The 23,794-nt window shown below is 72.6% G+C and carries 23 protein-coding genes; 9 read left to right on the forward strand and 14 right to left on the reverse strand.

The features are described from left to right. Genes NX794_RS12695 through NX794_RS12705 form a run of 3 tightly spaced genes read right to left on the reverse strand, consistent with a single transcriptional unit; the run spans position 1 to position 3,417 of the window. Positions 1 to 762 (reverse strand): amino acid ABC transporter ATP-binding protein, encoded by a 762-nt coding sequence (locus NX794_RS12695; protein ID WP_309505984.1) that lies wholly within the window; start codon positions 760 to 762, stop codon positions 1 to 3. Positions 763 to 805: 43 nt separating this feature from the next. Further along, positions 806 to 2,563, reverse strand: coding sequence for an FAD/NAD(P)-binding protein (locus NX794_RS12700; protein WP_258778567.1), 1,758 nt, complete (start codon positions 2,561 to 2,563; stop codon positions 806 to 808). Beyond that, positions 2,560 to 3,417, reverse strand: a complete 858-nt coding sequence (locus NX794_RS12705; RefSeq protein ID WP_258778568.1) for an amino acid ABC transporter permease — start codon at positions 3,415 to 3,417, stop codon at positions 2,560 to 2,562. Before NX794_RS12705 ends, NX794_RS12700 begins: the two co-directional genes overlap by 4 nt. A 421-nt stretch (positions 3,418 to 3,838) precedes the next feature. Between NX794_RS12705 and NX794_RS12710 the strand changes: the two genes are divergently transcribed. Then, positions 3,839 to 4,786, forward strand: a complete 948-nt coding sequence (locus NX794_RS12710; RefSeq protein WP_258778569.1) for an ABC transporter substrate-binding protein — start codon at positions 3,839 to 3,841, stop codon at positions 4,784 to 4,786. Positions 4,787 to 4,867: 81 nt separating this feature from the next. On the opposite strand, the gene NX794_RS12715 is transcribed toward NX794_RS12710, so the two are convergent. Continuing rightward, a complete protein-coding gene (locus NX794_RS12715) occupies positions 4,868 to 6,016 on the reverse strand; it encodes a DUF5685 family protein (protein WP_258778570.1) in 1,149 nt (382 codons plus the stop codon). A 246-nt stretch (positions 6,017 to 6,262) separates the two neighbouring features. On the opposite strand from NX794_RS12715, the gene NX794_RS12720 reads away from it, so the two are divergent. Next, positions 6,263 to 6,703 (forward strand): cell division protein SepF, encoded by a 441-nt coding sequence (locus tag NX794_RS12720; RefSeq protein ID WP_258778571.1) that lies wholly within the window; start codon positions 6,263 to 6,265, stop codon positions 6,701 to 6,703. A 36-nt stretch (positions 6,704 to 6,739) separates the two neighbouring features. Here NX794_RS12720 and NX794_RS12725 read toward each other — a convergent pair whose 3' ends face one another. Then, on the reverse strand, positions 6,740 to 7,930 hold the full coding sequence (locus NX794_RS12725; protein WP_258778572.1) for an acyl-CoA dehydrogenase family protein: 1,191 nt from the start codon (positions 7,928 to 7,930) through the stop codon (positions 6,740 to 6,742). A 133-nt stretch (positions 7,931 to 8,063) separates the two neighbouring features. Beyond that, positions 8,064 to 9,689 (reverse strand): MFS transporter, encoded by a 1,626-nt coding sequence (locus tag NX794_RS12730; RefSeq protein WP_258778573.1) that lies wholly within the window; start codon positions 9,687 to 9,689, stop codon positions 8,064 to 8,066. A 260-nt stretch (positions 9,690 to 9,949) separates the two neighbouring features. On the opposite strand from NX794_RS12730, the gene NX794_RS12735 reads away from it, so the two are divergent. Then, positions 9,950 to 11,206: a hypothetical protein gene (locus tag NX794_RS12735; protein WP_258778574.1), complete on the forward strand. Its 1,257-nt coding sequence runs from the start codon at positions 9,950 to 9,952 to the stop codon at positions 11,204 to 11,206. 237 nt (positions 11,207 to 11,443) lie between these two features. Next, entirely contained in the window at positions 11,444 to 12,463 is a 1,020-nt protein-coding gene (locus tag NX794_RS12740; RefSeq protein WP_258778575.1) for a phosphatase PAP2 family protein, read from the forward strand. A gap of 72 nt (positions 12,464 to 12,535) precedes the next feature. On the opposite strand, the gene NX794_RS12745 is transcribed toward NX794_RS12740, so the two are convergent. Then, complete coding sequence (locus NX794_RS12745; RefSeq protein WP_258778576.1) at positions 12,536 to 12,751, reverse strand: I78 family peptidase inhibitor; 216 nt, start codon at positions 12,749 to 12,751, stop codon at positions 12,536 to 12,538. Between the two features lie 396 nt (positions 12,752 to 13,147). On the opposite strand from NX794_RS12745, the gene ctaD reads away from it, so the two are divergent. After that, positions 13,148 to 14,830 carry an aa3-type cytochrome oxidase subunit I gene (gene ctaD, locus NX794_RS12750; RefSeq protein WP_258778577.1) on the forward strand — a complete coding sequence of 561 codons (1,683 nt, stop codon included), beginning with the start codon at positions 13,148 to 13,150 and terminating at the stop codon, positions 14,828 to 14,830. Positions 14,831 to 14,917: 87 nt separating this feature from the next. Here the strand turns inward: ctaD and NX794_RS12755 are convergent, their stop codons facing one another. Then, the gene (locus NX794_RS12755) at positions 14,918 to 15,592 is read right to left on the reverse strand and encodes a LysM peptidoglycan-binding domain-containing protein (RefSeq protein ID WP_258778578.1); all 675 of its coding nucleotides are present in this window, start codon (positions 15,590 to 15,592) and stop codon (positions 14,918 to 14,920) included. Positions 15,593 to 16,132: 540 nt separating this feature from the next. Between NX794_RS12755 and NX794_RS12760 the strand changes: the two genes are divergently transcribed. Together NX794_RS12760 and NX794_RS12765 are read left to right on the forward strand one after the other, a co-directional pair. Continuing rightward, positions 16,133 to 16,927 (forward strand): hypothetical protein, encoded by a 795-nt coding sequence (locus NX794_RS12760; protein ID WP_258778579.1) that lies wholly within the window; start codon positions 16,133 to 16,135, stop codon positions 16,925 to 16,927. A gap of 58 nt (positions 16,928 to 16,985) precedes the next feature. Continuing rightward, positions 16,986 to 17,420, forward strand: a complete 435-nt coding sequence (locus tag NX794_RS12765) for a hypothetical protein (protein WP_258778580.1) — start codon at positions 16,986 to 16,988, stop codon at positions 17,418 to 17,420. A gap of 76 nt (positions 17,421 to 17,496) precedes the next feature. On the opposite strand, the gene der is transcribed toward NX794_RS12765, so the two are convergent. The 5 genes from der to aroH all read right to left on the reverse strand — a co-directional run bounded on the left by der (position 17,497) and on the right by aroH (position 22,061). Then, positions 17,497 to 18,978, reverse strand: a complete 1,482-nt coding sequence (gene der / locus NX794_RS12770; RefSeq protein WP_258778581.1) for a ribosome biogenesis GTPase Der — start codon at positions 18,976 to 18,978, stop codon at positions 17,497 to 17,499. Between the two features lie 77 nt (positions 18,979 to 19,055). Continuing rightward, entirely contained in the window at positions 19,056 to 19,763 is a 708-nt protein-coding gene (locus NX794_RS12775; RefSeq protein ID WP_428985893.1) for a lysophospholipid acyltransferase family protein, read from the reverse strand. Then, positions 19,721 to 20,416 (reverse strand): (d)CMP kinase, encoded by a 696-nt coding sequence (cmk, locus tag NX794_RS12780; protein ID WP_258778582.1) that lies wholly within the window; start codon positions 20,414 to 20,416, stop codon positions 19,721 to 19,723. Before cmk ends, NX794_RS12775 begins: the two co-directional genes overlap by 43 nt. A gap of 200 nt (positions 20,417 to 20,616) precedes the next feature. After that, on the reverse strand, positions 20,617 to 21,702 hold the full coding sequence (locus NX794_RS12785) for a prephenate dehydrogenase (RefSeq protein WP_258778583.1): 1,086 nt from the start codon (positions 21,700 to 21,702) through the stop codon (positions 20,617 to 20,619). After that, positions 21,699 to 22,061, reverse strand: coding sequence for a chorismate mutase (gene aroH / locus NX794_RS12790; protein WP_258778584.1), 363 nt, complete (start codon positions 22,059 to 22,061; stop codon positions 21,699 to 21,701). The genes NX794_RS12785 and aroH overlap by 4 nt, the downstream gene beginning before the upstream one ends. A gap of 228 nt (positions 22,062 to 22,289) precedes the next feature. On the opposite strand from aroH, the gene NX794_RS12795 reads away from it, so the two are divergent. Together NX794_RS12795 and NX794_RS12800 are read left to right on the forward strand one after the other, a co-directional pair. Then, positions 22,290 to 22,763, forward strand: coding sequence for a Rieske (2Fe-2S) protein (locus NX794_RS12795; RefSeq protein WP_258778585.1), 474 nt, complete (start codon positions 22,290 to 22,292; stop codon positions 22,761 to 22,763). A 21-nt stretch (positions 22,764 to 22,784) separates the two neighbouring features. Then, complete coding sequence (locus tag NX794_RS12800) at positions 22,785 to 23,546, forward strand: nucleotidyltransferase domain-containing protein (protein WP_258778586.1); 762 nt, start codon at positions 22,785 to 22,787, stop codon at positions 23,544 to 23,546. Here the strand turns inward: NX794_RS12800 and NX794_RS12805 are convergent. Then, positions 23,472 to 23,756, reverse strand: coding sequence for a hypothetical protein (locus NX794_RS12805; protein WP_428985894.1), 285 nt, complete (start codon positions 23,754 to 23,756; stop codon positions 23,472 to 23,474). The genes NX794_RS12800 and NX794_RS12805 overlap by 75 nt on opposite strands. Positions 23,757 to 23,794 lie beyond the last annotated feature (38 nt).

Raw genomic sequence — 23,794 nt, forward strand, 5'->3', positions numbered from 1 at the left:
TCACAGCACCTTGGACAGGAAGGCCCGGGTGCGCTCGTGCCGCGGCCGTTCCAGTACCTCGCCGGGCGGCCCCTGTTCCACGATCCGGCCGTCGGCCATGAAGACGACGGTGTCGGCCACCTCCCGGGCGAAGGCGATCTCGTGCGTGACGACGATCATCGTGGTGCCCTGCCCGGCCAGGTCCCGGATGACGTCGAGGACCTCGCCGACCAGTTCGGGGTCGAGCGCGGAGGTCGGCTCGTCGAACAGCAGCAGCCGGGGCTCCAGGGCGAGCGCCCGCGCGATCGCGACACGTTGCTGCTGCCCGCCGGACAACTGCCTCGGGTACGCCGTGGCCTTGTCGGCGAGGCCGACCCGCTCCAGCAGCCGGTGGGCGCTCTCCACCGCTTCCTTCCGGGGCCGCTTCAGCGCGGAGACCGGTGCCTCGATGACGTTCTCCACGACGGTGAGGTGCGGGAAGAGGTGGAAGTTCTGGAAGACGAACCCGATCCGGGTGCGCCGGCGCAGCACCTCCCGCTCGGGCAGCTCGTACAGCCTGTTACCGGCGCGCCGGTAGCCCACCAGCGCCCCGTCCACGCTGATCCGGCCCCGGTCCACCTTCTCCAGGTGGTTGATGGTGCGCAGCAGGGTGGACTTGCCGGAGCCGGAGGGCCCGAGCACGACGGTGACCTCGCCGGCCCGCACCTGGAGGTCGATGCCGTTGAGGACCTGGAGCGCTCCGAAGCTCTTGTGCACGGACCTGATGTCGACCATGACGGTCATCGCATGGGTTCCTTTGCGGATTCGCGGGGAGACGGGCGGGCGGTCAGGCGGCGGCGCGGCCGGCCAGGTCGCGCAGGAGGGCCAGCACCGTCCTGGCGGTGGCGTCGTTCTGCCGGAAGGCGGCCCCGCCGGTGCGCGGGCGGGTGAAGGCGCCGGGGGTGCGGGCGTCGGTGTAGGGGCCGAGGGCGAAGCGCCGGGGGTGCGGGCGGCCGGCGCCGTCCAGGATCCGGCCGTCGACGGGGTCGACCCGCAGCAGGCCGTCGGGGGTCTCGGCGGCGCCGTCGGCGTGCAGTTCGCGCAGCAGGCTGTCACGGGCCCGGCCGAGGGTGGGCTCGGGCAGCCGGGCCTCGACCAGCGCCCGCGCCTCGACGGCGAAGCCGGGCACGGTGGGGCTCCCGGCCCGGAACACCCCGTCCGCGGCGGTGACCGTCATGCCGGCGCCGACGAAGCGGAGCAGCCCGGCCCGGGACAGCGCGAGCAGCTGCCGCAGCCGGGGTCCGGGCGGCCCGGAGGCGAGGTAGCTGAAGAACCCGTGCCACCAGGGCCCGGTGTTCCCGAGCCGGACCAACTGCCCGTAGACGGAGAGCAGCCCGAGGAAGACGCCCAGGTCGGCGCTGTGCGCGGGGTCGTGCCGTCGGCTCAAATCGTCCTCGACGTACTGGCGCAGTCCCTCCTGGAAGGCCTCGTGGGAGGGGTAGCACGTGCCGTCGAGGGGGTGGTCGAGCGCGGCGAGGTCGAGCCGGTCGGCCGGGTCGGGTACGGCGGCGGCGACCAGCGCCCGGGTCTCGGCGGGGCCGGCGGCGAGCGCGTACTTCTCCTCGAAGTCGGCCCAGGCCATGGCCGTGCGCTCCGGGTGGGCGGTGAACAGCCGGTGGTAGTGGGCGAAGCCCAGCTCCTTCTCCACCAGCGGCCACACGTCGCGCCGGAACTCGAACCCGCCCGGCCGGGCGCGCAGTTCCTCGATCTCGGCGGGCCCGAGGAAGCGGGGCAGCGGGGGCCGCTCGCCGGTCCAGTCGTACCCGATCTTCGCGTGGTACGGCACCCCGCGCCGCGAGCCGACGTACAGCACCGGCTCCCGGCCCGAGGGGAGGTAGGTGTCGCCGTCGTACCGTCCGCCGCGGCCCTCGGTGAGCAGCACCATCAGGTCCACGAAGGCCAGCCCGAAGCCCCGTACCAGCACGGGCTCGCCGGGCCGCAGCGCGGACAGGTCGCTGTCGGCGGTGAAGTCGGGCGGCAGGTGCAGCAGGTCGTGCTCGGCGGCGTACGCGGCCAACGCGGCCTGGTCGGTGTCGAGTTCGGCGTCGAGGTGACCGAGGGCCAGGATGACCAGGTCGGCGAGGAGCGGACGCGTCCCGCCCTCCAGCCAGACCTGCTGGCGGCCCTCGCGGGGGCCGCTGATCCGCAGGGCGCGCCGCCGGTGGTGGTGGACGGTGACGCCGGGCGGCAGGTCGGCGCGGGCCCGGTCGTACACCCAGCGCAGATAGCGGCCCTGGAGCTGCCGGTCGGCGAAGGTGCGGCCGGCCAGCGCGGCCCACTCGTGCAGGGTGGGGCCCTCACGTACCGGGCCGTCCATGGGCACCGTCTCGTCGGTGAACATGGTGACGTCCTCGGCGTGCGAGTTCATCCACAGCAGCGGCGACTGTTCCTCGCGCCAGATGCGTCCGCCGCCGGGCGGGTGGGGGTCGACGAAGTGGATGTCCAGGCCCGTCCCGGCGTACAGCTCGGGGGCGTTGGCGGCGATGCGCTCCAGGACGCCGGTCCCCCGCGGCCCGGCTCCGACGATCACCAGCTGTGGTCTCATCGGGCGTTCTCCGTGCCGCGCGCGTAGTGCTTCTCGACGTAGTACTGGCCGATGCCCAGGACCGAGGTGACGACCGCGTACCAAAGGGTGGCCACCATCAGCAACGGGATCACCTGGTAGGTGCGGTGGTAGATCAACTGGGCGGAGAACAGCAGGTCGTTGACGGCGATGACGCTGACGATCGAGGTGCCCTTGAGGGTGCCGATCAGCATGTTGGCGGCCGGCGGCACGATGGCGCGCATCGCCTGCGGCAGCACGATCCGCCGCCACCGCCGCCACCGGCTCAGGCCCAGCGCCTGGGCGGCCTCGATCTGGCCGCGGTCCACGGAGAGGATGCCGCCGCGCACGACCTCGGCGGCGTAGGCGGCCTCGTGCAGGGTGAGGCCGACGATGGCGACGGCGACCGGGCTGAGCAGGTCGACCGTCTTGACGCCGAGCACCTGCGGGTAGAGCGCTCCGATGTTGAACCACAGCAGCAGCTGCACCAGGATCGGGATCGACCGGAACAGCCAGACGTACCCCCAACCGACCGCGCGCAGCACCGGGTTGGCGGAGAGCCGGAAGGCGGCGAGCAGGGTGCCGAGGGCGAAGCCGAGGACCATCACGACCGCGGTCAGCCACAGGGTGAGCCACAGGCCGCGCAGCACGGAGTCGGTGGTGAAGTAGTCGGCGACGACGTCCCACTGGAACGCCTTGTTGCGCAGGACGGAATTGACGGCGAGGCCGAGCAGGACGAGGACCACGACGGCGGCGGCCCACTGCCCGTACCGGCGCTGCGGCACGATCCGCGGGGCGTCCGCGGGCTCGGGCGTGTCCGCCGCGGTGGGGATCTTGGCAAGGGTGTCGGATGACATGCGAAGGCTCCGTGACGTCGAGCGTCAAAAGCGGGTGGTGCCTTCACACGGGGCGCGCTCTGCGGCGCGGACACGGCCGAGCCCCTCAGCAGGGCCGTACACCGAGAGTACGGGTGCGCTCACCTCCACTGTCAAGGCTGTCCATACTGTGAGCGGTACGTCTCAGGTCGGTTGACGGGGAACCGGATGCCTGTTCCACTTGGCCCATGCGTCCACAGCAGTGGCTGGTCACCCGCTCCCACATCGACTTCGGTCGCGTGTGGTCCTCTTCCTGTTGAGCTGACCCCCTGCGCGCGCCCGCCGACAGGCAGGCGCCCCCGCGTTCTCCTTCTTTCTCGGCCTTCCTCGCCAGGCCTTCACACGCGCACCCCTCCCCTCGCGCCCCGCGTTGCCCTTTCCCGCTTCAGGAGACCGCCACCCGATGCGTACGCCTGCCTTTCGCCATTTCATGCCCTATGCCGTGATCACTTCGGCCGCGCTGCTCCTGACCGCCTGCGGCTCCGGCTCGGGTGGTACGGGCGGGACGCACGCCTCCGGTGTGGCGGCCACGTCGGACGACGTGCCCACCACGGACGTCGTCTCCGCCGAGAAGGAGGACGCGTCGATCGCGAGGCTGCTGCCCGCCGGCACCTCGCGCCTGACCGTCGCCATCAGTGTCGGCGGCACGCCGCCCGGCACCACCTACCTCGCCGACGGCACCACGCTGACCGGCCAGGACGTCGACTTCACCAAGGCGGTCGCCAACGTCCTCGGGCTGAAGCTGAAGGTGGAGCAGGCGAGCTTCGAGGCGATCCTGCCGGCCCTGGACAGCGGCAAGTACGACTTCGGCGCGAGCAACTTCGGTGTCACCGACGAGCGCCGCAAGACCATCGACTTCGTCACCTACATCAACGACGGCCAGGGCTTCGCCACCCGCGAGGACAGCAAGCTCTCCAAGGTCACCGACCTGAAGCAGCTGTGCGGTCTGAACGTGGCGACCGGCGCCGGCACGACCTTCGAGGCCACGCTGGAGGCCGGCAAGCACCTGTGCACGGACGCGGGCGAGAAGGCGTACCAGGTGCAGACCTACGCGGAGCCCGGCGCCATCTGGTCCTCGCTCCAGCAGGGCCGCAGCGACATCGTGATGTCCACGATCAACGGCCTGCGGTACGCCGTCGCCCAGCAGCAGGGCCTGAAGTTCCTCAACGAGTTCCACCGCCTCGACGTCGGCTTCGCCTTCAAGAAGGGCACCAAGCTGGCCCCCGCCTTCCAGGCGGCGGTCAACAAACTCCTCACCGACGGCACCTACGACAAGATCCTCGAAAAGTGGGGCACCAAGGGCTCGGCCATCAAGAAGTCCCGTATCAGCCCACCCGAACTGAAGAACTAGCCCGAGCCCCGAAGGGACGCGGGGAACTGCGCGACCGGCCACGACGCACCCGCACCCGGCCACGCACCGGGCGCCCCCGAATCAGCACCCGTCACACGGGCAACAGCAGTCGCACCCGCACCCGTCGCACCCGTCGCACGGGCAGTCGCAGTCGCAGTCCCGGCAGCAGCCCTCCCGCTTCTTCCGGGACCAGGGACCCTCGTACTCCCCCGCGCAGCACATCTGGCAGCTGCAGCACAGCAGGGCGAACATCCCGCAGCCGGCCAGGAAGCCGCGCGGCGAAAGGGGCTTGGGGCCGGGCATGGCGGGCGGGAAGAGCGGCTGGTCGGCACCAGGGCGCCCGCCAGGCCCCGGCTGGTGTGCCGCGCAGGCCGGCCCCTGCCCGAACGCCCGGTCCACCGACCGCCCCAGCTCGTGCGCGAGCAGCAGATGCGCGAGCCGCCCGTCGGTGAACTCGGCCTCCCGCAGCGCCAATCGGATCCCGCGCAGGGCGTCGTCGGCGAGCCGGCGGGCCTCCGCGCGGGACGTACCGGTCGCGGTGAGCGGGTTCCAGGCGCCCGACAGACCGTCGGCGTGCTGGTCCTCCACGGCGTCCAGCAGATGCGCGAGCCGCCCGAACAGCCGCCCCGCCTCCGCCAGCGGCTCCGCGTTGCCCGGCCGCCCGGCCAGCACCGCGGTGTGCGCGAAGGCGGCGCCGGTCGCGGTCTCGGTCGGTTCGGTGACCGTCAGGAGCGGGGTGCCGGGCCCGGCGAGCGTCTCGATGCCGAGCTGCCGGTCCACGGCGTCCACCAGCACCCCGGTGTCGAAGCCGACCGCCGCGCCGCCGTGCGCCCCCGCGCGGCCCCAGCCCGCCGCCACCCGGCGCGCCGCCGCGGCGACCGGCCGGCGGGCCAGCAGGCCGTCCCGGTCGGCGACATGGTCACGCACCTTCGCCGAGGCGAGCACCAGCGAGACGGCGGCGGCCAGCCGGGCGCCCTCACCCTGCGCGACGGACGCGGTCCGCAGACCACGCAGCGCGCACGGCCCGGCGGTGCGCCGGGACCCGGCGACCACGCCGGCCTGAGCCTCCGTCAGAACCGATATGAGCAGGCCGTCGTAGTTCGTCACGATACGAGCGAACTGTCCGTGGTCGTGCCGCAGCGCGAGGCACAGCCCGCACAAATGCGCCATCCACTGGGCCTTGAGCCGCCCTCCCAGGCGGTGGGAACATGGTCTGACGATTCCGAACAAGGTGATCCCCCGTACACCCGGACGCACCGTGCGTCACCCGTCTGCCGCCGACAATCATATTTCACTCACAGTCAGCAGCCGTATGGATCACGACCCTTGGGGCACAAGGACTCTCGACGCATCCGCTGTGCACCAGTACCGTCACAAACCCCCCGCACGGCGTCTATCCACTTGGCACGCCGTCCGCATCATGGATGACCATAGGGATGCGGAAAGCAAGAAGGACAGCTGTGAGAGGAGGCGTCCATGGGATCGGTACGCAAGGCGAGTGCGTGGCTCGGCCTCGTCGACGACAACGATGACGAGCGCTACTACGACGACGACTACTCCGAGGGCACCGAGTCCAGGGAGGCCGCCTGGGTCACGGACCCCCGGGTCAAGGTGGCCACGGACACGGCCGAGGACAAGGGCCGCCGGATCGGCACGGTCACCCCGGACAGCTTCCGGGACGCCCGCGCCATCGGCGAGCTGTTCCGGGACGGCGTCCCGGTGGTGGTGAACCTGACCGCGATGGAGCCCGCCGACGCCAAGCGCGTGGTGGACTTCGCGGCCGGGCTCACCTTCGGCCTGCGGGGCACCATCGAGCGGGTCGCCAACCGGGTCTTCCTGCTCACGCCCGCGAACACGGAGATCATCAGCGGGGAGCCGGCCGCGCGCCGCGAGGACGGTTTCTTCAACCAGAGCTGAGGCAGGGCCGCATGCCGGCCCTGCCCGCCCGGGGGCTCACCGGAAGGCGTCGAGACCGGTGAGCGCCTTGCCCAGCACCAGTTGGTGCATCTCGACGGTGCCCTCGTAGGTGAGCACCGACTCCAGGTTGGTCGCGTGCCGCATGACGGGGTATTCGAGGGAGATCCCGTTGGCGCCGAGGATCGTGCGCGCCGTACGGCAGATCTCGATGGCCTCGCGGACGTTGTTGAGCTTGCCGAAGCTGACCTGCTCGGGACGCAGGCGGCCGGCGTCCATCCGCCGCCCCAGATGGTGGGCGAGCAGGATCCCCTTGTGCAGTTCCACCGCCATGTCGGCGAGCTTGGCCTGGGTGAGCTGGAAGCCCCCGATGGGCCGGCCGAACTGCTCCCGCGTCTTCGCGTACTCCACCGCCGCCTCGAAGCTGCTGCGCGCGGCGCCCATCGCGCCCCAGACGATGCCGTAGCGGGCGTGGGACAGACAGCTGAGCGGCCCGCGCAGCCCGGTGACCTCCGGCAGGACGGCGTCCGCCGGCAGCCGTACGTCGTCCAGGACCAGTTCGCTGGTGACGGAGGCGCGCAGGGACCACTTGTGCTTGATCTCCGGCGCCGAGAAACCCGGGGTGCCGGTGGGTACGGCGAAGCCCCGGATGCCCTCCTCCGTCCGCGCCCAGACGACGGCGACCCCGGCGACCGAGCCGTTGGTGATCCACATCTTGCGGCCGTTCAGCACCCAGTCGCCGCCGTCCCGCTTGGCGTACGTGCGCATGGCGGCGGGGTCGGAGCCGTGGTCGGGCTCGGTCAGGCCGAAGCAGCCGATCACCTCGCCGGCGGCCATGCGCGGCAGCCACTCCCGCTTCTGCTCCTCGCTGCCGAACCGGTGAATCGCGTACATGGCGAGGGAGCCCTGCACGGAGACCAGGGAGCGGATGCCGGAGTCGGCCGCCTCCAGCTCCAGGCAGGCCAGCCCGTACTGCACCGCGCTCGCGCCGGCGCAGCCGTACCCGGTCAGGGACATGCCGAGGGCGCCGATCGACCCGAGTTCCCGGGCGAGTTCCCTGATCCCCGGCAGCTCCCCCTTCTCGTACCAGTCGGCGACGTACGGCAGCACCCGGTCGGCCGCCCAGCCGCGCACGGTGGCCCGGATCGCCAGGTCCTCGGCGTCCAGCAAGTCGTCAATCCCGAGCGGGTCGGCGGCATCGAACGGGGGCGGCTTCGCGGACGCGGACATGGGGACACCCTCCGAACACAGACACGGACACAGGCACGGGCGCGGACACGGCCTCGGCCAGGCAAAACTAGCAGCGCTAGTTACGACGCCGACGCCGACGTTACGGTGCAGTGTCCCGTACGTCCAGAGGAGGTCAGGCGGTGACCCTCGGCTGGCCGGCCGGTGTCTCCGCCCCGCGCGGCGCGGGCAGCTCCACCTCGGCGGCCGCCGGCTCCGGGCCGCACTGCATGATCCGCGGCAGGCGCAGCGCCATGACCGCGCCGAGCAGCAGCAGGCCGGCGCTGACCAGCAGCGTCACATGCAGCCCGTGCACGAAGGAGTCCCGGGCCGCCCGGCGCAGCGCGGCCCCGGTGGAGCCGCCGAGCCGGGCCGCGACCTCGTAGGCCTCGCCGAGCGAGTGGCCCGCCGCGTCCGAGGCGGGGTGCGGGACGCCGGGCACCGCGCGCAGTCCGGGGGTGTAGGCCGCGTTCATCACGCTGCCCAGCAGGGCGATGCCGATGCCGGCGCCGAGCTGGTACGAGGTCTCGCCGATCGCCGCCGCGCCGCCGGCCTGGCCCTCCGGGGCCTCGCTGAGCATCGACTCGTAGGCGCCGAAGAGCGTGGTCTCCAGGCCGAAGCCGAGCAGCACGAAGCCGCCCAGCAGCAGGCCGGTGTCGTCGGTGCCGCCCATCGCGGTCAGGATCAGCACCGCGACGGCCGTCAGACAGAAGCCGGCGCACACCATCCGGCGCGGCCCGAACCGGCGCAGCAGCCGGGCGCCCGCGAGGCCGGCCGCCATCGCGGCGACGGTCAGCGGCAGCAGCCGCAGGCCGGTCTGGAGCGGCGAGAGCCCGAGCACCAGTTGCAGGTACTGGGCGGCGATCAGCTCCAGGCCGACCAGCGCGAGCATGGCCAGCACGATGCAGCCCACGGAGGTGCTGAACGCGGGCCGGCGGAACATGCGCAGGTCCACCAGCGGGTGGGCCAGACCGCGCTGGCGCCGGACGAAGAGGACGAGCAGGGCGGCGCCGGCCAGCAGCGGCAGCACGGTGAAGGGGCTCGCCACCGCCTCGCCGCCGCCGAGGCGCTTCACGCCGAGGACCACGCCGAAGAGCCCGGCGGCGGCCATCAGGGCGCCGGTCACGTCCCAGGGGCCGGCGGTGTCGCCCCGGGACTCGGGCAGCAGCATCCGGCCGACGGGCAGACTGACCAGCATCAGCGGGATGTTGACCAGGAAGACCGAGCCCCACCAGAAGTGCTCCAGCAGGAAGCCGCCGAGCAGCGGGCCGACCGCCGCGCCGACGGCGGCGACCGCGCTCCAGATGCCGATGGCGAGGGCGCGTTCGCGCCGGTCGGGGAAGACCTGGCGCAGGATCGACAGGGTCGCGGGCATGATCATGGCGCCGCCGACGCCGAGCAGCGCGCGGGCCATGATGAGCGTCTGGGCGCTGGGCGCGAAGGCGGCCACGGCAGAGGCGACGCCGAAGAGGGCGTAGCCGAGCAGCAGGACGCGTCTGCGGCCGACGCGGTCGCCGAGCGTGCCGAAGAGGATCAGCAGCGAGGCGCAGACCAGCGGGTAGACGTCGACGATCCAGAGCAGTTCGATGGCGCCGGGCCTGAGGTCCTCGGTGACGGCGGGGACCGCCACGTGCAGCACGGTCGCGTCGAGGGCGACGAGCAGCAGGCTGACACAGAGGACGACGAGCACGACCCAGCGGCTCGCACCGGCCCCGGCCGCCCGACGGCCAGGCCGAGCGGCAGCCGTGGTCGTCCCGGACATGTACGTACCTCCCAGATGATCCCTCGCGGAGGGCGGAGCGACGGGGTGGGGACTCCCTGTCGTACGGCCGGGGAGGAGCGGTGTCCCCGGCCCGCGCGAACCCTCGCGGGTGACTCGTCAGCGTACGCGAGTTCACCGCGCGGTCACGTGGCGGACCTCTCACACGCGTGACGGAACCCGTGTGGCGTACGCCACGCCGTCCCCTCTTGACCACGACCCGGCGGTCGGTCCGGTTCCGGGTGGTGTCGATAATCGGGCAGGTGACGGATCTCGACACGCGCGCGCCCGGCGCCCGCGCCCCCCTCGTACGCCGGGCGGCACCGGCCCTGCTGGGCTATGCGGCGGTGCGGGCGCTGGGGCTGCTGGTGCTGGTGGTCTGGAGCGCCGCGCACGGCAAGAGCGCGCACACGCTGCTGACCGCGCGCTGGGACGCGCTCTGGTACACCCGGGTCGCCGAGCTGGGGTACGGCTACGAGGTGCGGCTGCCGAACGGCGACGTCCACTCCAACCTCGCGTTCTTCCCGCTGCTGCCGTGGCTGGAGCGGGGGCTGCACGCCCTGACGCCGCTGTCGTACGCGGACGCCGGGTTCGCCGTCGCCCTGCTCGCCTCCCTGGCCGCCGCCGCGGGGATCTTCGCGGTCGCCGAGCACGTGTACGGGTCCCGGGCCGGGGTGTGCGCGGTGCTGCTGTGGGCCGTGCTGCCGGTCGGGATCGTGCAGTCGATGGCGTACAGCGAGTCCTTGTTCACGGCGCTCGCGGCGTGGGCGCTGTACGCGGTGCTGACCGGGCGCTGGGTGAGCGCGGGTGCGCTGGCGGCGCTCGCGGGGCTGACCCGGCCGGTCGGGGCGGCGGTGGTCGCGGCGGTGTGGGTCGCGGGCGCGGTCTCCTTCGGGCGAGCGCGCAGCGCGCCCACCGCGCACGGCGCACGGATCGACGGTCACGCCCCGGCGCGGGAGCGATGCGCGCGCGCCGGGAGCGCACCGGGGCCGTGGGGCGCGGCCGAGCGGCCGGGCGCCCCCCATTGGCGCCGGGCGCTCGGCATGACGCTCGCGCCCCTCGGTGCCGCCGGTTACGTCCTCTGGGTCGGACACCGCACCGGGCGGGGACCGCTCGGCTATCTGGACGTCCAGGCGGGATGGCGCAACGGGTTCGACGGCGGGTACGCCTTCGCCCGTTTCGTGGCCGCCGAGTTCACGTCACTCCCGTCCGCCCTGGCCGGCGCCGGCCTGATCGTCGCGGTGGCCCTGCTCCTCTGGCTGTACGTCACCGGGATCCGGCAGCGGCAGCCGGTCGCCCTGCTGGTGTACACGGGAGTCGTCCTGGCCCTCGCGCTGTGCGCGTCGAGCTACTTCGGCTCCAAGCCCCGGCTGCTGCTGCCCGCCTTCCCGGTGCTGCTGCCGCTCGCCGTGGCCCTCGCCCGGCTCCGCACCTCCCGATCGGCGCTGGTGACAGCGGGATGGGCGGTCGCCTCGGCGGTCTACGGGGCGTTCTGGCTGAACGGCTCCGGCCCGCCATGATCGGCTTCGGCGCCCGATGACGGCCGGGGGAATTCCGCACGCCTGCCGGGTTAACGCATTCATAAGCGCCATATAAACAACACCCGGCATGATCAAAGGAATTGAAGAGAGTGGCCTCACAGGATTGCGGAATGGCGTGAATTCGTACCGCCCTTGAGAGGTTTCCCACATCACATCGTCATCACAAAGCCGCTGTTTCGACCGGGACCACAGCTCACTCGCTGTAACGTCGATTGGGTGCGTACCGAACGAAACCTCACCCGGCGTCTGGACCGGGTGTTCGCCAGACTGGACCGTGAGCCGGAACGACCGGCCCACATCGATGTGCCGAGGATGAGCCGGCACCGGGTCGTTCTGTTCACCGCGACCCTGGCTTTCTACCTCGCGATCGTGTGGGCCGTCGTCATCACCTCCTGGCTGGTGCGGCTCGACTGGCAGGTCATGTTCTTCCGGCCGTACCAGCAGTGGCCGCAGATCCACGCCTTCCTCGACTACTACGTGGTGCTCGGCCAGCGCGGCCCCACCGCCGTGATGGTCGCGGCCTGGCTCGGCTGGCGCTCCTGGCGGCAGCACACCCTGCGCCCGCTGCTCACCCTGGCCACCTCGCTGCTGCTGCTGAACATCACGGTCGGCGCCGCCAAGCTCGGCATGGGGCGGCTCGGTCCGCACTACGCGACCGTGATCGGCTCGAACGAGATGGGTCTGGGCGGCGATATATTTCCCAGCGGCCACACCGCCAACGCGGTGGTGACCTGGGGCATCCTGGCGTATCTGGCCTCCACCCCCCGCGCCCGGCGCTGGCTGTCGGCACTGTCCGCGGTCACCTCGCTCGGCGTCGGCCTCACCACCGTCTACCTCGGTACGCACTGGCTGAGCGACGTGCTGCTGGGCTGGGCCGCCGGTCTGCTGATCCTGCTGGCCCTGCCCTGGTTCGAGCCGTTGATCGCCCGCACGGAGGGCTGGATCTTCGACCTGCGCGACCTCTGGCGCGCCCGTCGCAGGCTGTCGGTGCGCGAACCGGCCGTCCCGGTCACGCCGGTGGTGCTCAGGCCGCACGCCGCCGCCGAGAAGACACCGGTGCGCGAACCGGTCTCCTCCACGCGCGCCTCCCGGGGCTCGGTGCACCTGGCCCCAGGGCCGCACACGACCCGCTCCGAGCGCACCCCGGTCACCCCGGCCGGCAGCCGCCGCCCGCCGCACGCCGACCGGCTGCCGCGCGGTACGGCCCAGTCGGCCCGCCCGCTGACCGGCGGCTGACCGGCGGTTCACGGCCCCGGGGCGGGCGGATCCGGTACGCACAGCCGATCCGCCCGCCCCGGGGCCGGTGCGTCAGCCCTTCCAGGCGCGGGCCACCCGGCCGTCGCGTACCTCGAAGTTGAGCCGCCCGGCCCGGTACTCCATGGTGATGATCGCGTCCGGCGGCAGCGGCCGTACCGTCGGCCACCCCCGCTCGCGCGCGAGCCGCTCGGCGTGCGCGACGTCGAGACCGACGTACCCGTCCGGACTGTCCTGGGGCTCCTGAGGCGGAGCGGGATGCGGTGCCATGCCGCCCACGCTAGGCCGCCCGCCCCGGTGACGGAAGCCGGGCACGGCGGCCGGTGCACCGCCGGGTAAGAGGCCCGGGTAAGAGACGCGTCCGCTTCCGGTCACACTTCTGTCACAGCCGTCCGGGGACTCGTTTCCCTCGAACTCCGTCACACGAACGGGGGTTTCCGTACGGCTCACCGGGGTAATCGAGCGGAATTCTCGCGTGTCGCGGCACCTGGGCGAATTACCCGTCGGAAAGTGCCGCAGTGGGGATCGGGGCGGGTCCGCGGCGCGATTCCCCCGGCAATCCGCAGCGTCCGCCCGGACGCTGACGCCGCAGCGGAATTTTCACGGATTCGGCACACAACCGCCGTACGCCGCCTGCCCGGGCGCGGCGATGCGAAGGGGCGAGCGATGGGGACCGACACCGTACGGGCGGCGGCAGGACCGGGGCGCGAGCGCCGGGTCGGCCGGGTGGTCGTGGACTGGCTCACCACCACCGACCACAAGAAGATCGGGCACCTGTACCTGATCACCGGGTTCGGGTTCTTCCTGGCCGCCGGGGTCATGGCGCTGCTGATGCGCGCCGAGCTGGCCCGGCCCGGGCTCCAGTTGCTGACCAACGACCAGTACAACCAGCTCTTCACCCTGCACGGCACGATCATGCTGCTGCTGTTCGCGACGCCGAGCTTCGCGGGCTTCGCCAACGAGCTGATGCCCCTGCAGATCGGCGCGCCGGACGTGGCCTTCCCGCGGCTGAACATGCTGTCGTACTGGCTGTTCGCGTTCGGCGGCCTGATCGTGCTGGGCTCGCTGCTGCTGCCGGAGGGGCCGGCCGCCTTCGGCTGGTTCGCCTACGCGCCGCTCAACGACACCCAGCACTCCCCCGGCCTCGGCCCCGACCTGTGGATCATGGGCCTGGCGCTCTCCGGCTTCGGGACGATCCTCGGCGCGGTCAACTTCATCACCACGATCATCGGGATGCGGGCGCCGGGCATGACGATGTTCCGGATGCCGATCTTCACCTGGAACACCCTCTTCACGTCGATCCTGGTGCTGCTGGCCTTCCCGGTGCTGGCGGCGGCGCTGCTGGTGCTGGAGGCCGACCGGCGGTTCGGCTCGCGGGTGTTCGAGGCGGCCAACGGCGGGGCGCTGCTGTGGCAGCACCTGTTCTGGTTCTTCGGGCACCCCGAGGTGTACATCATCGCGCTGCCGTTCTTCGGGATCATCACGGAGATCATCCCGGTCTTCAGCCGCAAGCCGATCTTCGGCTATCTGACGCTGGTCGGCGCGACCATGGCGATCACCGGGCTGTCGATCGTGGTGTGGGCGCACCACATGTTCGCGACCGGCGCGGTGCTGCTGCCGTTCTTCTCGTTCATGTCGTTCCTGATCGCGGTGCCGACCGGCGTGAAGTTCTTCAACTGGACCGGCACGATGATCAAGGGCTCGCTGTCCTTCGAGACGCCGATGCTGTGGGCGGCGGGCTTCCTGGTGACGTTCCTGTTCGGCGGGCTGACCGGGGTGATCCTGGCCTCGCCGCCGCTGGACTTCCACGTCACCGACTCCTACTTCGTGGTCGCGCACTTCCACTACGTCGTCTTCGGCACGGTCGTCTTCGCGGTCTTCGGCGGCTTCTCCTTCTGGTGGCCCAAGTTCACCGGGAAGATGCTGGACGAGCGGCTCGGGAAGATCCAGTTCTGGACGCTGTTCACCGGCTTCCACACCACGTTCCTGGTGCAGCACTGGCTGGGCGCGGAGGGCATGCCCCGCCGGTACGCCGACTACCTGGCGGCGGACGGTTTCACCGCGCTGAACACGGTGTCGTCCATCGGCGCGTTCCTGCTCGGCCTGTCGACGCTGCCGTTCCTCTACAACGTCTGGAAGACCGCCCGGTACGGCGAGAAGGTCGACACCGACGACCCGTGGGGCTGGGGGCGTTCGCTGGAGTGGGCGACCTCCTGTCCCCCGCCGCGGCACAACTTCGTGACCCTGCCCCGGATCCGCTCGGAGTCCCCGGCGTTCGACCTGCACCATCCCCAGTACGCGGCCCAGATCCCGCAGCCGGAGCCGAAGGCCCATCAGGCAAAGGACTGAGCCGGGAAGCCGCCGCCCGCGCAGGGCGACGGCTTCCCGGCCGTCAGTGCTTCGTGCTGAGAGCGCCCGTACTCAGAGCGCCCGTGCTCAGAGCGCCAGGCGCTGGCCCGGCACGATCACGTCCGGGTCCGTGCCGATGACGGCACGGTTGGCGGCGTAGACCCGCTGCCAGGTGGTCCCGTGCCGGGCGGCGATGACGCTGAGCGTGTCGCCCTCGCGGACGGTGTAGTCACCGGTGCCGCGGGAGGCACTCCGGTTGGTGTGGCCGGCCGGGCGCTCCGGTACCGCGCTCGGCACGGACTCGCGGGTCGGGGACTTCTGCGGAGCGGCCTGCCGAGCCGCCGTACCCGCTCCGGAGGCGGCCGGTGCGGTGCCCGTGGCTCCCGCGCGGCCGGAGCAGACGGGCCAGGCGCCCCAGCCCTGGGCGCCCTGGACCTTGCTGGCGACGGCGATCTGGGCGCTTCTGGAGGCCTGGTCGGCCGTCGGGGCGTAGGCGGTGCCACCGTACGCGCGCCAGGTGCCGGCGGAGAACTGGAGCCCGCCGTAGTAGCCGTTGCCGGTGTTGATGTGCCAGTTGCCGCCGCTCTCGCACTGGGCGATGCGGTCCCACACTCCGTTGTCCGCGGCGGCGGCGTTGCCGGTCGCGGCGAGCAGTCCCAGCGGGGCCAGCAGGGCGGCCCCGGCGAGCGCTGCCGTCGTACGGCCCTTGCGGGCGCTGTCGGTACGGGCGGTGGTGCGGCTGGTATCGGCACACTCGGTCATGTGGTTCCCTCTCCACGAACCCGGGCTCCCCCGGGCGGAGCGCGTCTCGCCGCGCAGGACCGCGGTTCCTCGCGCCCGCCCCGTCCGCGCCGCCGGTACCGGCCGTCGTGCTCTGCCGGTGCCGGGTGGCGGACGTACCCGAGCGGTGCTCGTTGCACACGGCGGAAGAATCTAGGGAGGTCGGGCGGTGGGAATCAACCAACGGCCCGTTAGGCGAGGCCAGTTGCGGGTTACCAGGGGTAGCGTCGATTTCCGGACACCTGATTCATGCGCTGATTTCCCGATTTGTCGACCATCACGCACGGGGGCCTGTGACCCACTTCACTCACCCAAGTCCCTTGACCAAGGGTGGAGTTGACGGTGAGTGTCCGGTTCCGTACCAGTGGTGACGCTGCGCGGCGGTCGTTGATAACCGGTTGGACTCGGGGCGTGACCACCACCACAGGACGCCCGTTGTCTTCTTCATGAGCCCGGAACCCCAGGGCTCATCGGCCGGGAGCCACCCGGCCGGACCCAGCACCGCATCCCGAGGGAGCCACCGTGCCGCGCATGCTCGACGTCAGCGACGCCGTACGCGCCGAGATCGGCGACGAAGAAGCCGACCGGCTGCTCGCCGGAGAGAACGCCCCGGGCAGTTACGACTGCACGTCCTGTCGCACCCCGGGCGACTCCGAGCAGGAGCGCACCAGCACCGTCCTGTTCGTCGGCGACGAGACCGCCGTCCTCGCCTTCGCCCACGCCGGCTGCCTGCCCTCGCAGGTCGTCCAGGTCACCGAGGAGCAGTTGCAGGGCGCCGTCCGCTCCATCGGCGGCACCGGCGGCGACTTCGCCGCCCCCGCCGAGCCGCGGAAGGCCGTGCCCGAGCAGGCGGTGCTCGGCGTGACCAGCGGACTGGTGCTGATCGAGGGCGAGTTGCACCCCGCGCTCGTGGTGGAGCCGACCTCGCCGATCGTGCGCCCGGGCACCACCGGCCCCGGCGACGACTTCCTCCCGCTGCTCGTCGAGCAGGGCTATCTGCCGGTGGCCGGGCTGTCCTCGGTACCGCCGGTGCTGCACGGCTGGTCGGTGCTGCTCGCCATGGGCCAGCTGCACGCGGTGCTCCAGCCGGGCCCGGGTGGCGGGCAGCCGGTCGCCTGGTGGCAGGCGCACCAGCCGCTCCACGTCACCGACGGCTGGCGGGCCGCGGCCAACAAGCACCAGCAGGTGCTGCTGTACGCGGCGCCGGTGGGCTCGATCGGCCGCCAGCCCCGCGAGGACCTGCTGCGGCTCTCCCTCGACAAGGCCGCGGCGGAGGGCCGGCTCGTCGCCGCGGCGCTGCCGCTCGCGGGCACCTGAGCCCCCCGCCGAACGACCGGGACCGCATCCCTTCGCGGTCCCGGTCGTTTGGACATACGTGCACGCATACGACGCTCCCCCTCCCCGTCGCCCCTCCTTCGTCGCCGTCCCGTCCGCGCGGACGGGGCAGGAGGGCGGCGGGCCCTCGGCCACGCCGATCTACGACTCGCTCTACGCGGAGTGGGTCAAGGCCTTCCGCACGCTGCCGGGCGACCGCAGCGGCGAGGAGGGGCTGAGGTTCAGCGCCTTCGGCGACCTGCCGGACGGTCTGGGGTCGTACGCGGGGCCCCGGGCGGGCTCGTTCAGCAGTTCGTACAGCGCCTACAGCGCCGGGGCGTACAGCGCGCGGCAGCAGTCGTCCCAGCCCCCGGCGCCCTCCTCCCCCGCCCCGTCGCAGTGGCAGCGGATCGGCACGCTCGGGCGGGCGCAGCAGGACACCGGGATGCGGCACGTGCCGGCGGCGCTGCCGCCGGGGCCGCGCCGGGGGGCGTAGCGGCGGACGTGCGAAGGGCGGCCCCTGACTCACCAGGGGCCGCCCTTCGTGTCGTACGACCCTTACCGCGCGGCCGTCACTTCTTCTTGGCGCCGCGCTTCTCGCGCACCCGCACCGAGATGTGGATCGGGGTGCCCTCGAAGCCGAACTCCTCGCGCAGCCGGCGCTCGATGAAGCGCCGGTAGCCCGCCTCGATGAAGCCGGAGGCGAAAAGCACGAAGCGCGGGGGCTTGGTGCCGGCCTGGGTGCCGAACAGGATGCGGGGCTGCTTGCCGCCGCGCACCGGGTGCGGGTGGGCCGCGACCAGCTCGCCCAGGAAGGCGTTGAGGCGGCCGGTGGGGACGCGGGTCTCCCAGCCGGCGAGGGCGGTCTCGATCGCCGGGACCAGCTTCTCCATGTGCCGGCCGGTCTGCGCAGAGACGTTGACCCGGGGCGCCCAGGCGACCTGGCCCAGCTCGGTCTCGATCTCCCGCTCCAGGTAGTAGCGGCGCTCCTCGTCCAGGGTGTCCCACTTGTTGTAGGCGATGACCAGCGCCCGGCCCGCGTCGACGGCCATGGTGATGATCCGCTGGTCCTGGACGGAGATGCTCTCCGAGGCGTCGATGAGGACGACCGCCACCTCGGCCTTCTCCACCGCCGCCGCGGTGCGCAGGGAGGCGTAGTAGTCGGCGCCCTGCTGGAGGTGGACGCGCTTGCGGATGCCGGCGGTGTCCACGAACTTCCAGGTGATGCCGCCGAGTTCGATCAGCTCGTCGACCGGGTCGCGGGTGGTGCCCGCCATTTCGTTGACGACGACGCGCTCCTCGCCGGCCACCTTGTTCAGCAGCGAGGACTTGCCGACGTTCGGGCGGCCGATCAGGGCGATCCGGCGGGGGCCGCCGACGGCGGTGCCGAAGGACTGCTCGGGCGCCTCGGGCAGCGCCTCCAGGACGGCGTCCAGCATGTCGCCGGTACCCCGGCCGTGCAGCGCGGAGACCGGGTGCGGCTCGCCGAGGCCCAGGCTCCACAGGTAGGAGGCGTCGGCCTCGCCGCTCGGGCCGTCGACCTTGTTGGCGCACAGCACGACCGGCTTGCCGGCCTTGCGCAGCAGCCGAACGACCGCTTCGTCGGTGTCGGTCGCGCCGACCTTGGCGTCCACGACGAAGACGACGGCGTCGGCCGCCTCGATCGCGTACTCGGCCTGGGCGGCCACGGAGGCGTCGATGCCGAGGACGTCCTGCTCCCAGCCGCCGGTGTCGACGACCTTGAAGCGGCGGCCCGCCCACTCGGCCTCGTAGGTGACGCGGTCGCGGGTGACGCCGGGCTTGTCCTCGACCACGGCCTCGCGGCGGCCGATGATCCGGTTCACCAGGGTCGACTTGCCGACATTGGGACGGCCGACGACGGCGAGCACGGGCAGCGGGCCGTGGCCCGCCGCCTCGATGGCGCCCTCGACGTCCTCGATGTCGAAGCCCTCTTCGGCGGCGAGCTCCATGAACTGCGCGTACTCGGCGTCGCCGAGAGCCCCGTGCTCGTACTCGTGCTCGGCCGAGCCGTCGGGCTGGATGTCGTCGTTCATGAAGTCCGTACCTCGTCGTTCATCGTGGTGATCGGTGGATCCGCCCGAGATCGGCTGATCCACTACTCAAGTGTCGCCTAGCGCCCGGTCAGGCGCCTGGCGTTTTCCAGGTGGCCGGTGAGCTGCTTCTGGATGCGTTCGGTGGCCTCGTCCAGCGCCTTGCGGGTGCGCCGTCCGCTGCCGTCGCCGGCGTCGAAGGGGTCGCCGAAGACGACGTCGACGCGGGAGCGCAGCGGGGGCAGCGCCTTGACCAGCCGGCCGGGCCGCCCCGCGCTTCCCAGGACGGCGACGGGCACGATCGGCGCCCCGCCCCGCACCGCGAAGTAGGCGAGGCCGGCCCGCAGGGAGGCGAAGTCGCCCTCGCCCCGGGTGCCCTCCGGGAAGATGCCCAGCACTCCCCCGGCCCGGAGCACGCCGAGGGCCCGGGTGATGGCGGTGCGGTCGGCGGCGGCGCGGTCCACCTTGAGCTGGCCGATGCCGGTCAGGAAGGGGTTCAGCGGTCCGACGAACGCCTCCCGCTTGATCAGGAAGTGCGTCGGCCGGGGGGCCACGCCCATCACCATCGGACCGTCGATGTTGTGGGAGTGGTTCACGGCGAAGATCACCGGCCCGGTCGCCGGCACCTTCCAGGCGCCGAGCACGCGCGGCTTCCACAGCCCGTACATCAGGCCGACGCCGATGCGCCGGCCGACCTCGGCGCCGCGCTCCGAAGGCAGCCGCTCCGCGGGAGCGGACGGCTGGGTCACTTCCCGGCCCGCTTCTCCTCGACCAGGGTGACGACGCACTCGATGACCTGGGCGAGGGTGAGTTCGGTGGTGTCCACCTCGACCGCGTCGCCGGCCTTGGCGAGCGGGGAGGTCTTGCGGCTGGAGTCGGCGGCGTCCCGCTTGATCAGGGCCTCGCGGGTGGCGTGCACGTCGGCGTTCTTCAGCTCGCCGCTGCGGCGGGCCGCGCGGGCCTCCGGGGAGGCGGTGAGGAAGACCTTCAGGTCGGCGTCCGGCAGCACGGTCGTCCCGATGTCGCGCCCCTCGACCACGATGCCCCGCTCGGCGCCGGCGGCCAGCGAGCGCTGCAGCTCGGTGATCCGGGTGCGCACCTCGGGCACCGCGCTGACCGCGCTGACCTGGGAGGTGACCTCCTGGGTGCGGATCGGGCCGGCCACGTCGACGCCGTCGACCGTGATGGCCGGGGCGGCCGGGTCGGTGCCGGAGACGATCTCCGGCTTGCCCGCGACGGCCGCGATGGCGGTCGGGTCCTCCAGGTCGATGCCGTTGGTCACCATCCACCAGGTGATCGCCCGGTACTGCGCACCGGTGTCCAGGTAGCTGAGGCCGAGCTGCGCGGCGACGGCCTTCGACGTGCTCGACTTGCCCGTGCCGGAGGGACCGTCGATCGCGACGATCACGGGCTTGGCGGTCGGGGCGGCGCCGTTTTCCACGGGGGGACACCTTCCTGGTGCGGTGTGGGCGGGGTGCGGGGAGCGAGAGCGCCCCGCACAAGGTTACCGGGCGCGGGTCACTCGTCCGGACGCACACTCCGCCCAGGCCGGGACCCTTGGTCCGCCCGGACCCCGACGCACCGTCCACCCGGCCCCCGACGCACCGTCCGCCCGGACCCGGACGCACCGTCCGGGGCGCGCTACTGCCGCAGCGCCCAGCCCCGCTCGCGCAGCGCCTCGCGCAGGCCCGCCGCGGCCCTCGGCTCGACCATGAGCTGGACCAGGCCGGCCTGCTGCCCGGTGGCGTGCTCGATGCGGACGTCCTCGATGTTGACGCCGGCCTGCCCCGCGTCGGCGAAGATGCGGGCGAGCTGGCCGGGCTGGTCGTCGATGAGCACGACGACGGTCTCGTACGCCCGGGGCGCGCTGCCGTGCTTGCCGGGCACCCGCACCTGGCCGGCGTTCCCGCGGCGCAGCATGGCCTCGACGCCGGTGCTGCCGGCGCGCCGCTTGTCGTCGTCGGAGGACTGCAGGGCGCGCAGGGCGCGGACCGTGTCGTCCAGATCGGCGGCGACGTCGGAGAGCAGGTCGGCGACCGGGCCCGGGTTGGCGGAGAGGATGTCGATCCACATGCCGGGGTCGGAGGCGGCGATCCGGGTCACGTCCCGGATGCCCTGCCCGCACAGCCGTACGGCGGTCTCCTCGGCGTGCTCCAGGCGGGCGGCGACCATGCTGGAGACCAGGTGCGGCATGTGGGAGACGAGGGCTACGGCGCGGTCGTGGGCGTCGGCGTCCATGACGACGGGGACGGCCCGGCAGTGCGAGACCAGTTCCAGGGCGAGGTTGAGCACCTCGGTGTCGGTGTCCCGGGTGGGGGTGAGCACCCAGGGGCGGCCCTCGAACAGGTCGCCGGTGGCGGCCAGCGGGCCGGACTTCTCGCGGCCGGACATGGGGTGCGTGCCGATGTAGGCGGCGAGGTCCAGGCCGAGGGCCTCCAGCTCGCGGCGGGGGCCGCCCTTGACGCTGGCCACGTCCAGGTAGCCGCGGGCCACGCCCCGGCGCATGGCGTCGGCGAGGACGCCGGCCACGTGCGCGGGCGGCGCGGCGACGATGGCCAGGTCCACCGGGCCCTCGGGAGCCTCGTCGGTGCCGGCGCCCAGCGCGGCGGCCGTACGGGCCTGCTGGGGGTCGTGGTCGGCGAGGTGGACGGTGACGCCGCGCTGGGCCAGGGCGAGGGCGGCGGAGGTGCCGATCAGACCGGTGCCGACGACGAGTGCGGTTCTCACTGGGCGATGTCCTTGCGCAGGGCCGCCGCGGCGCCCAGGTAGACGTGGGCGATCTCGGCGCGGGGCCGGTCCGACTCGATGTGCGCGAGGACCCGGACGACGCGGGGCATGGCGCCCTCGATGTCGAGTTCCTGGGCGCAGATGAGGGGGACGTCGACGATGCCGAGCTTGCGGGCGGCGGCGGCCGGGAAGTCGCTGTGCAGGTCGGGGGTGGCCGTGAACCAGACGCTGATCAGGTCGTCCGCGGTGAGCGCGTTGCGCTCCAGGAGGGCGGTGAGCAGGGCACCGACCTGCTCGTCCATGTGCCCGGCCTCGTCCCGCTCCAGTTGGACGGCCCCCCGGACCGCTCGTACCGCCACGGCGCTGCTCCTCGCTGACTGACGTGTGTGTCGCTGTGCGCCCAGCCTAGTCAGCCCGCGCGGACCCGGCGCACGGCGCCCGGTCGCTGAGACGGCGGAGGCGGGGGGCCGACCCGGTGACGGACGGGTCCGGATTCCGGTGACTTGTTCACCCTTGGTGGGAAGATGTCGGTATTTTCCGGTTTCTCCCCCTCGCACCCTCGGAGTAACGGCATGAGAAGTGATGGCATGAGATCCGACACCACGCGGCGCACGGTCCTCGCGACGGGTACCGCCGCGCTCGCCCTGGGCGCCGCGGGCTGCGGCACCGGCAAGAGCGGCGGCGACGCGTCCGCCTCCCAGGCCGCCGACGCGTCGGCCCCGGCGTCCGCGTCCTCCCCCGCACCCGTCTCATCGTCCCCCGCCGCCGCCGGCGGGCAGGCGCTCGCGGCCACCAGCGAGATCCCGGAGGGCGGCGGCAAGGTCTTCAAGGAGCAGAAGGTCGTGGTCACCCAGCCGGCGAAGGGCCAGTTCAAGGCGTTCTCGGCGACCTGCACGCACCAGGGCTGCACGGTGGCCGAGGTGGCGGACGGCGCCATCGTCTGCCCGTGTCACGGCAGCCGGTTCGACATCTCCGACGGCTCGGTCTCCCACGGTCCGGCGACCCGGCCGCTGGACACCGAGTCGATCATGGTGATGGGAAATTCGATCCACCTGTCCTGAGCGCCCGCGTACGCTCCCGCCATGAGGCCCGAAACCCCGTCGACCCCCGAGCACCTGGTGCGCGACCACACGATCTACTCCTGTGTCATGGGGTCACGGGCCTTCGGTCTGGCCACCGAGGCGAGCGACACCGACCGGCGGGGCGTGTTCCTCGCCCCCACGGCCCTGTACTGGCGCTTCGAGAAGCCGCCCACCCATGTCGAGGGGCCGGGCGAGGAGCGGTTCTCCTGGGAGCTGGAGCGGTTCTGCGAACTGGCGCTGCGCGGCAACCCGAACATCCTGGAATGCCTGCACTCCCCGCTGGTGGAGCACCTGGACGACACCGGCCGCGAACTGCTGTCCCTGCGCGGCGCGTTCCTGTCCCGGCAGGTGTACGGCACCTTCACCCGCTACGCCCTCGGCCAGCGCCGCAAGCTGGACGCGGACGTCCGGACGACGGGCGCCCCGCGCTGGAAGCACGCGATGCACCTGCTGCGGCTGCTGATGTCCGCCCGCGACCTGCTGCGCACCGGGGAGCTGTGCCTCGACGTGGGCGAGTGGCGCGAGCCGCTGCTCGCGGTGAAGCGGGGCGAGGTGTCCTGGGCGGAGGTGGAGACGCGCATGGCCCGGCTCGCGGCCGAGACGGACACGGCGCTGGCCCGCACCCCGCTGACGCCGGAGCCGGACCACGCGCGCGTGGCGGACTTCCTGTACCGGGCGCGCCGCGCCTCAGCGCTCCAGGCGAAGTCGTACGACCCGGTCGTGCGGGGCGTCCTGGGCGGTGGCCGCGTCGGGCAGGGCTGACGTCGCCCGCGCCTCGTCCAGCGCGGTGTGCGGCCGCTCCACGTCGGCCTCCGCGCGCTCGTGGTCCACGGTGGCGGTGCCGTGCTCGCGCTCGGCCTCGGCGGCTGTCAGCTCGGGCAGGCAGCCGGGCGCGTCCACCAGGTCCAGCAGGGTGGGCGACTGGGCCCGCACCTCGCCGGTGAGCAGGACCCGGAACGTGGGGAGCAGCAACTTGAGTTCGCCGGTCGAACTCGCGCAGGCCGATGCCG

It is taken from the genome of Streptomyces pyxinicus, from assembly GCF_024753135.1.
In the GTDB taxonomy this organism is placed as follows: Bacteria; Actinomycetota; Actinomycetes; order Streptomycetales; family Streptomycetaceae; genus Streptomyces; species Streptomyces pyxinicus.

Coding starts and splice junctions, on each gene's coding strand:
- NX794_RS12695 (WP_309505984.1), bottom strand. CDS start 762: ATGACCGTCATGGTCGACATCAGGTCCGTGCACAAGAGCTTCGGAGCG.
- NX794_RS12700 (WP_258778567.1), bottom strand. CDS start 2,563: ATGAGACCACAGCTGGTGATCGTCGGAGCCGGGCCGCGGGGGACCGGC.
- NX794_RS12705 (WP_258778568.1), bottom strand. CDS start 3,417: ATGTCATCCGACACCCTTGCCAAGATCCCCACCGCGGCGGACACGCCC.
- NX794_RS12710 (WP_258778569.1), top strand. CDS start 3,839: ATGCGTACGCCTGCCTTTCGCCATTTCATGCCCTATGCCGTGATCACT.
- NX794_RS12720 (WP_258778571.1), top strand. CDS start 6,263: ATGGGATCGGTACGCAAGGCGAGTGCGTGGCTCGGCCTCGTCGACGAC.
- NX794_RS12725 (WP_258778572.1), bottom strand. CDS start 7,930: ATGTCCGCGTCCGCGAAGCCGCCCCCGTTCGATGCCGCCGACCCGCTC.
- NX794_RS12730 (WP_258778573.1), bottom strand. CDS start 9,689: ATGTCCGGGACGACCACGGCTGCCGCTCGGCCTGGCCGTCGGGCGGCC.
- NX794_RS12745 (WP_258778576.1), bottom strand. CDS start 12,751: ATGGCACCGCATCCCGCTCCGCCTCAGGAGCCCCAGGACAGTCCGGAC.
- ctaD (WP_258778577.1), top strand. CDS start 13,148: ATGGGGACCGACACCGTACGGGCGGCGGCAGGACCGGGGCGCGAGCGC.
- NX794_RS12755 (WP_258778578.1), bottom strand. CDS start 15,592: ATGACCGAGTGTGCCGATACCAGCCGCACCACCGCCCGTACCGACAGC.
- der (WP_258778581.1), bottom strand. CDS start 18,978: ATGAACGACGACATCCAGCCCGACGGCTCGGCCGAGCACGAGTACGAG.
- NX794_RS12795 (WP_258778585.1), top strand. CDS start 22,290: ATGAGATCCGACACCACGCGGCGCACGGTCCTCGCGACGGGTACCGCC.
- NX794_RS12800 (WP_258778586.1), top strand. CDS start 22,785: ATGAGGCCCGAAACCCCGTCGACCCCCGAGCACCTGGTGCGCGACCAC.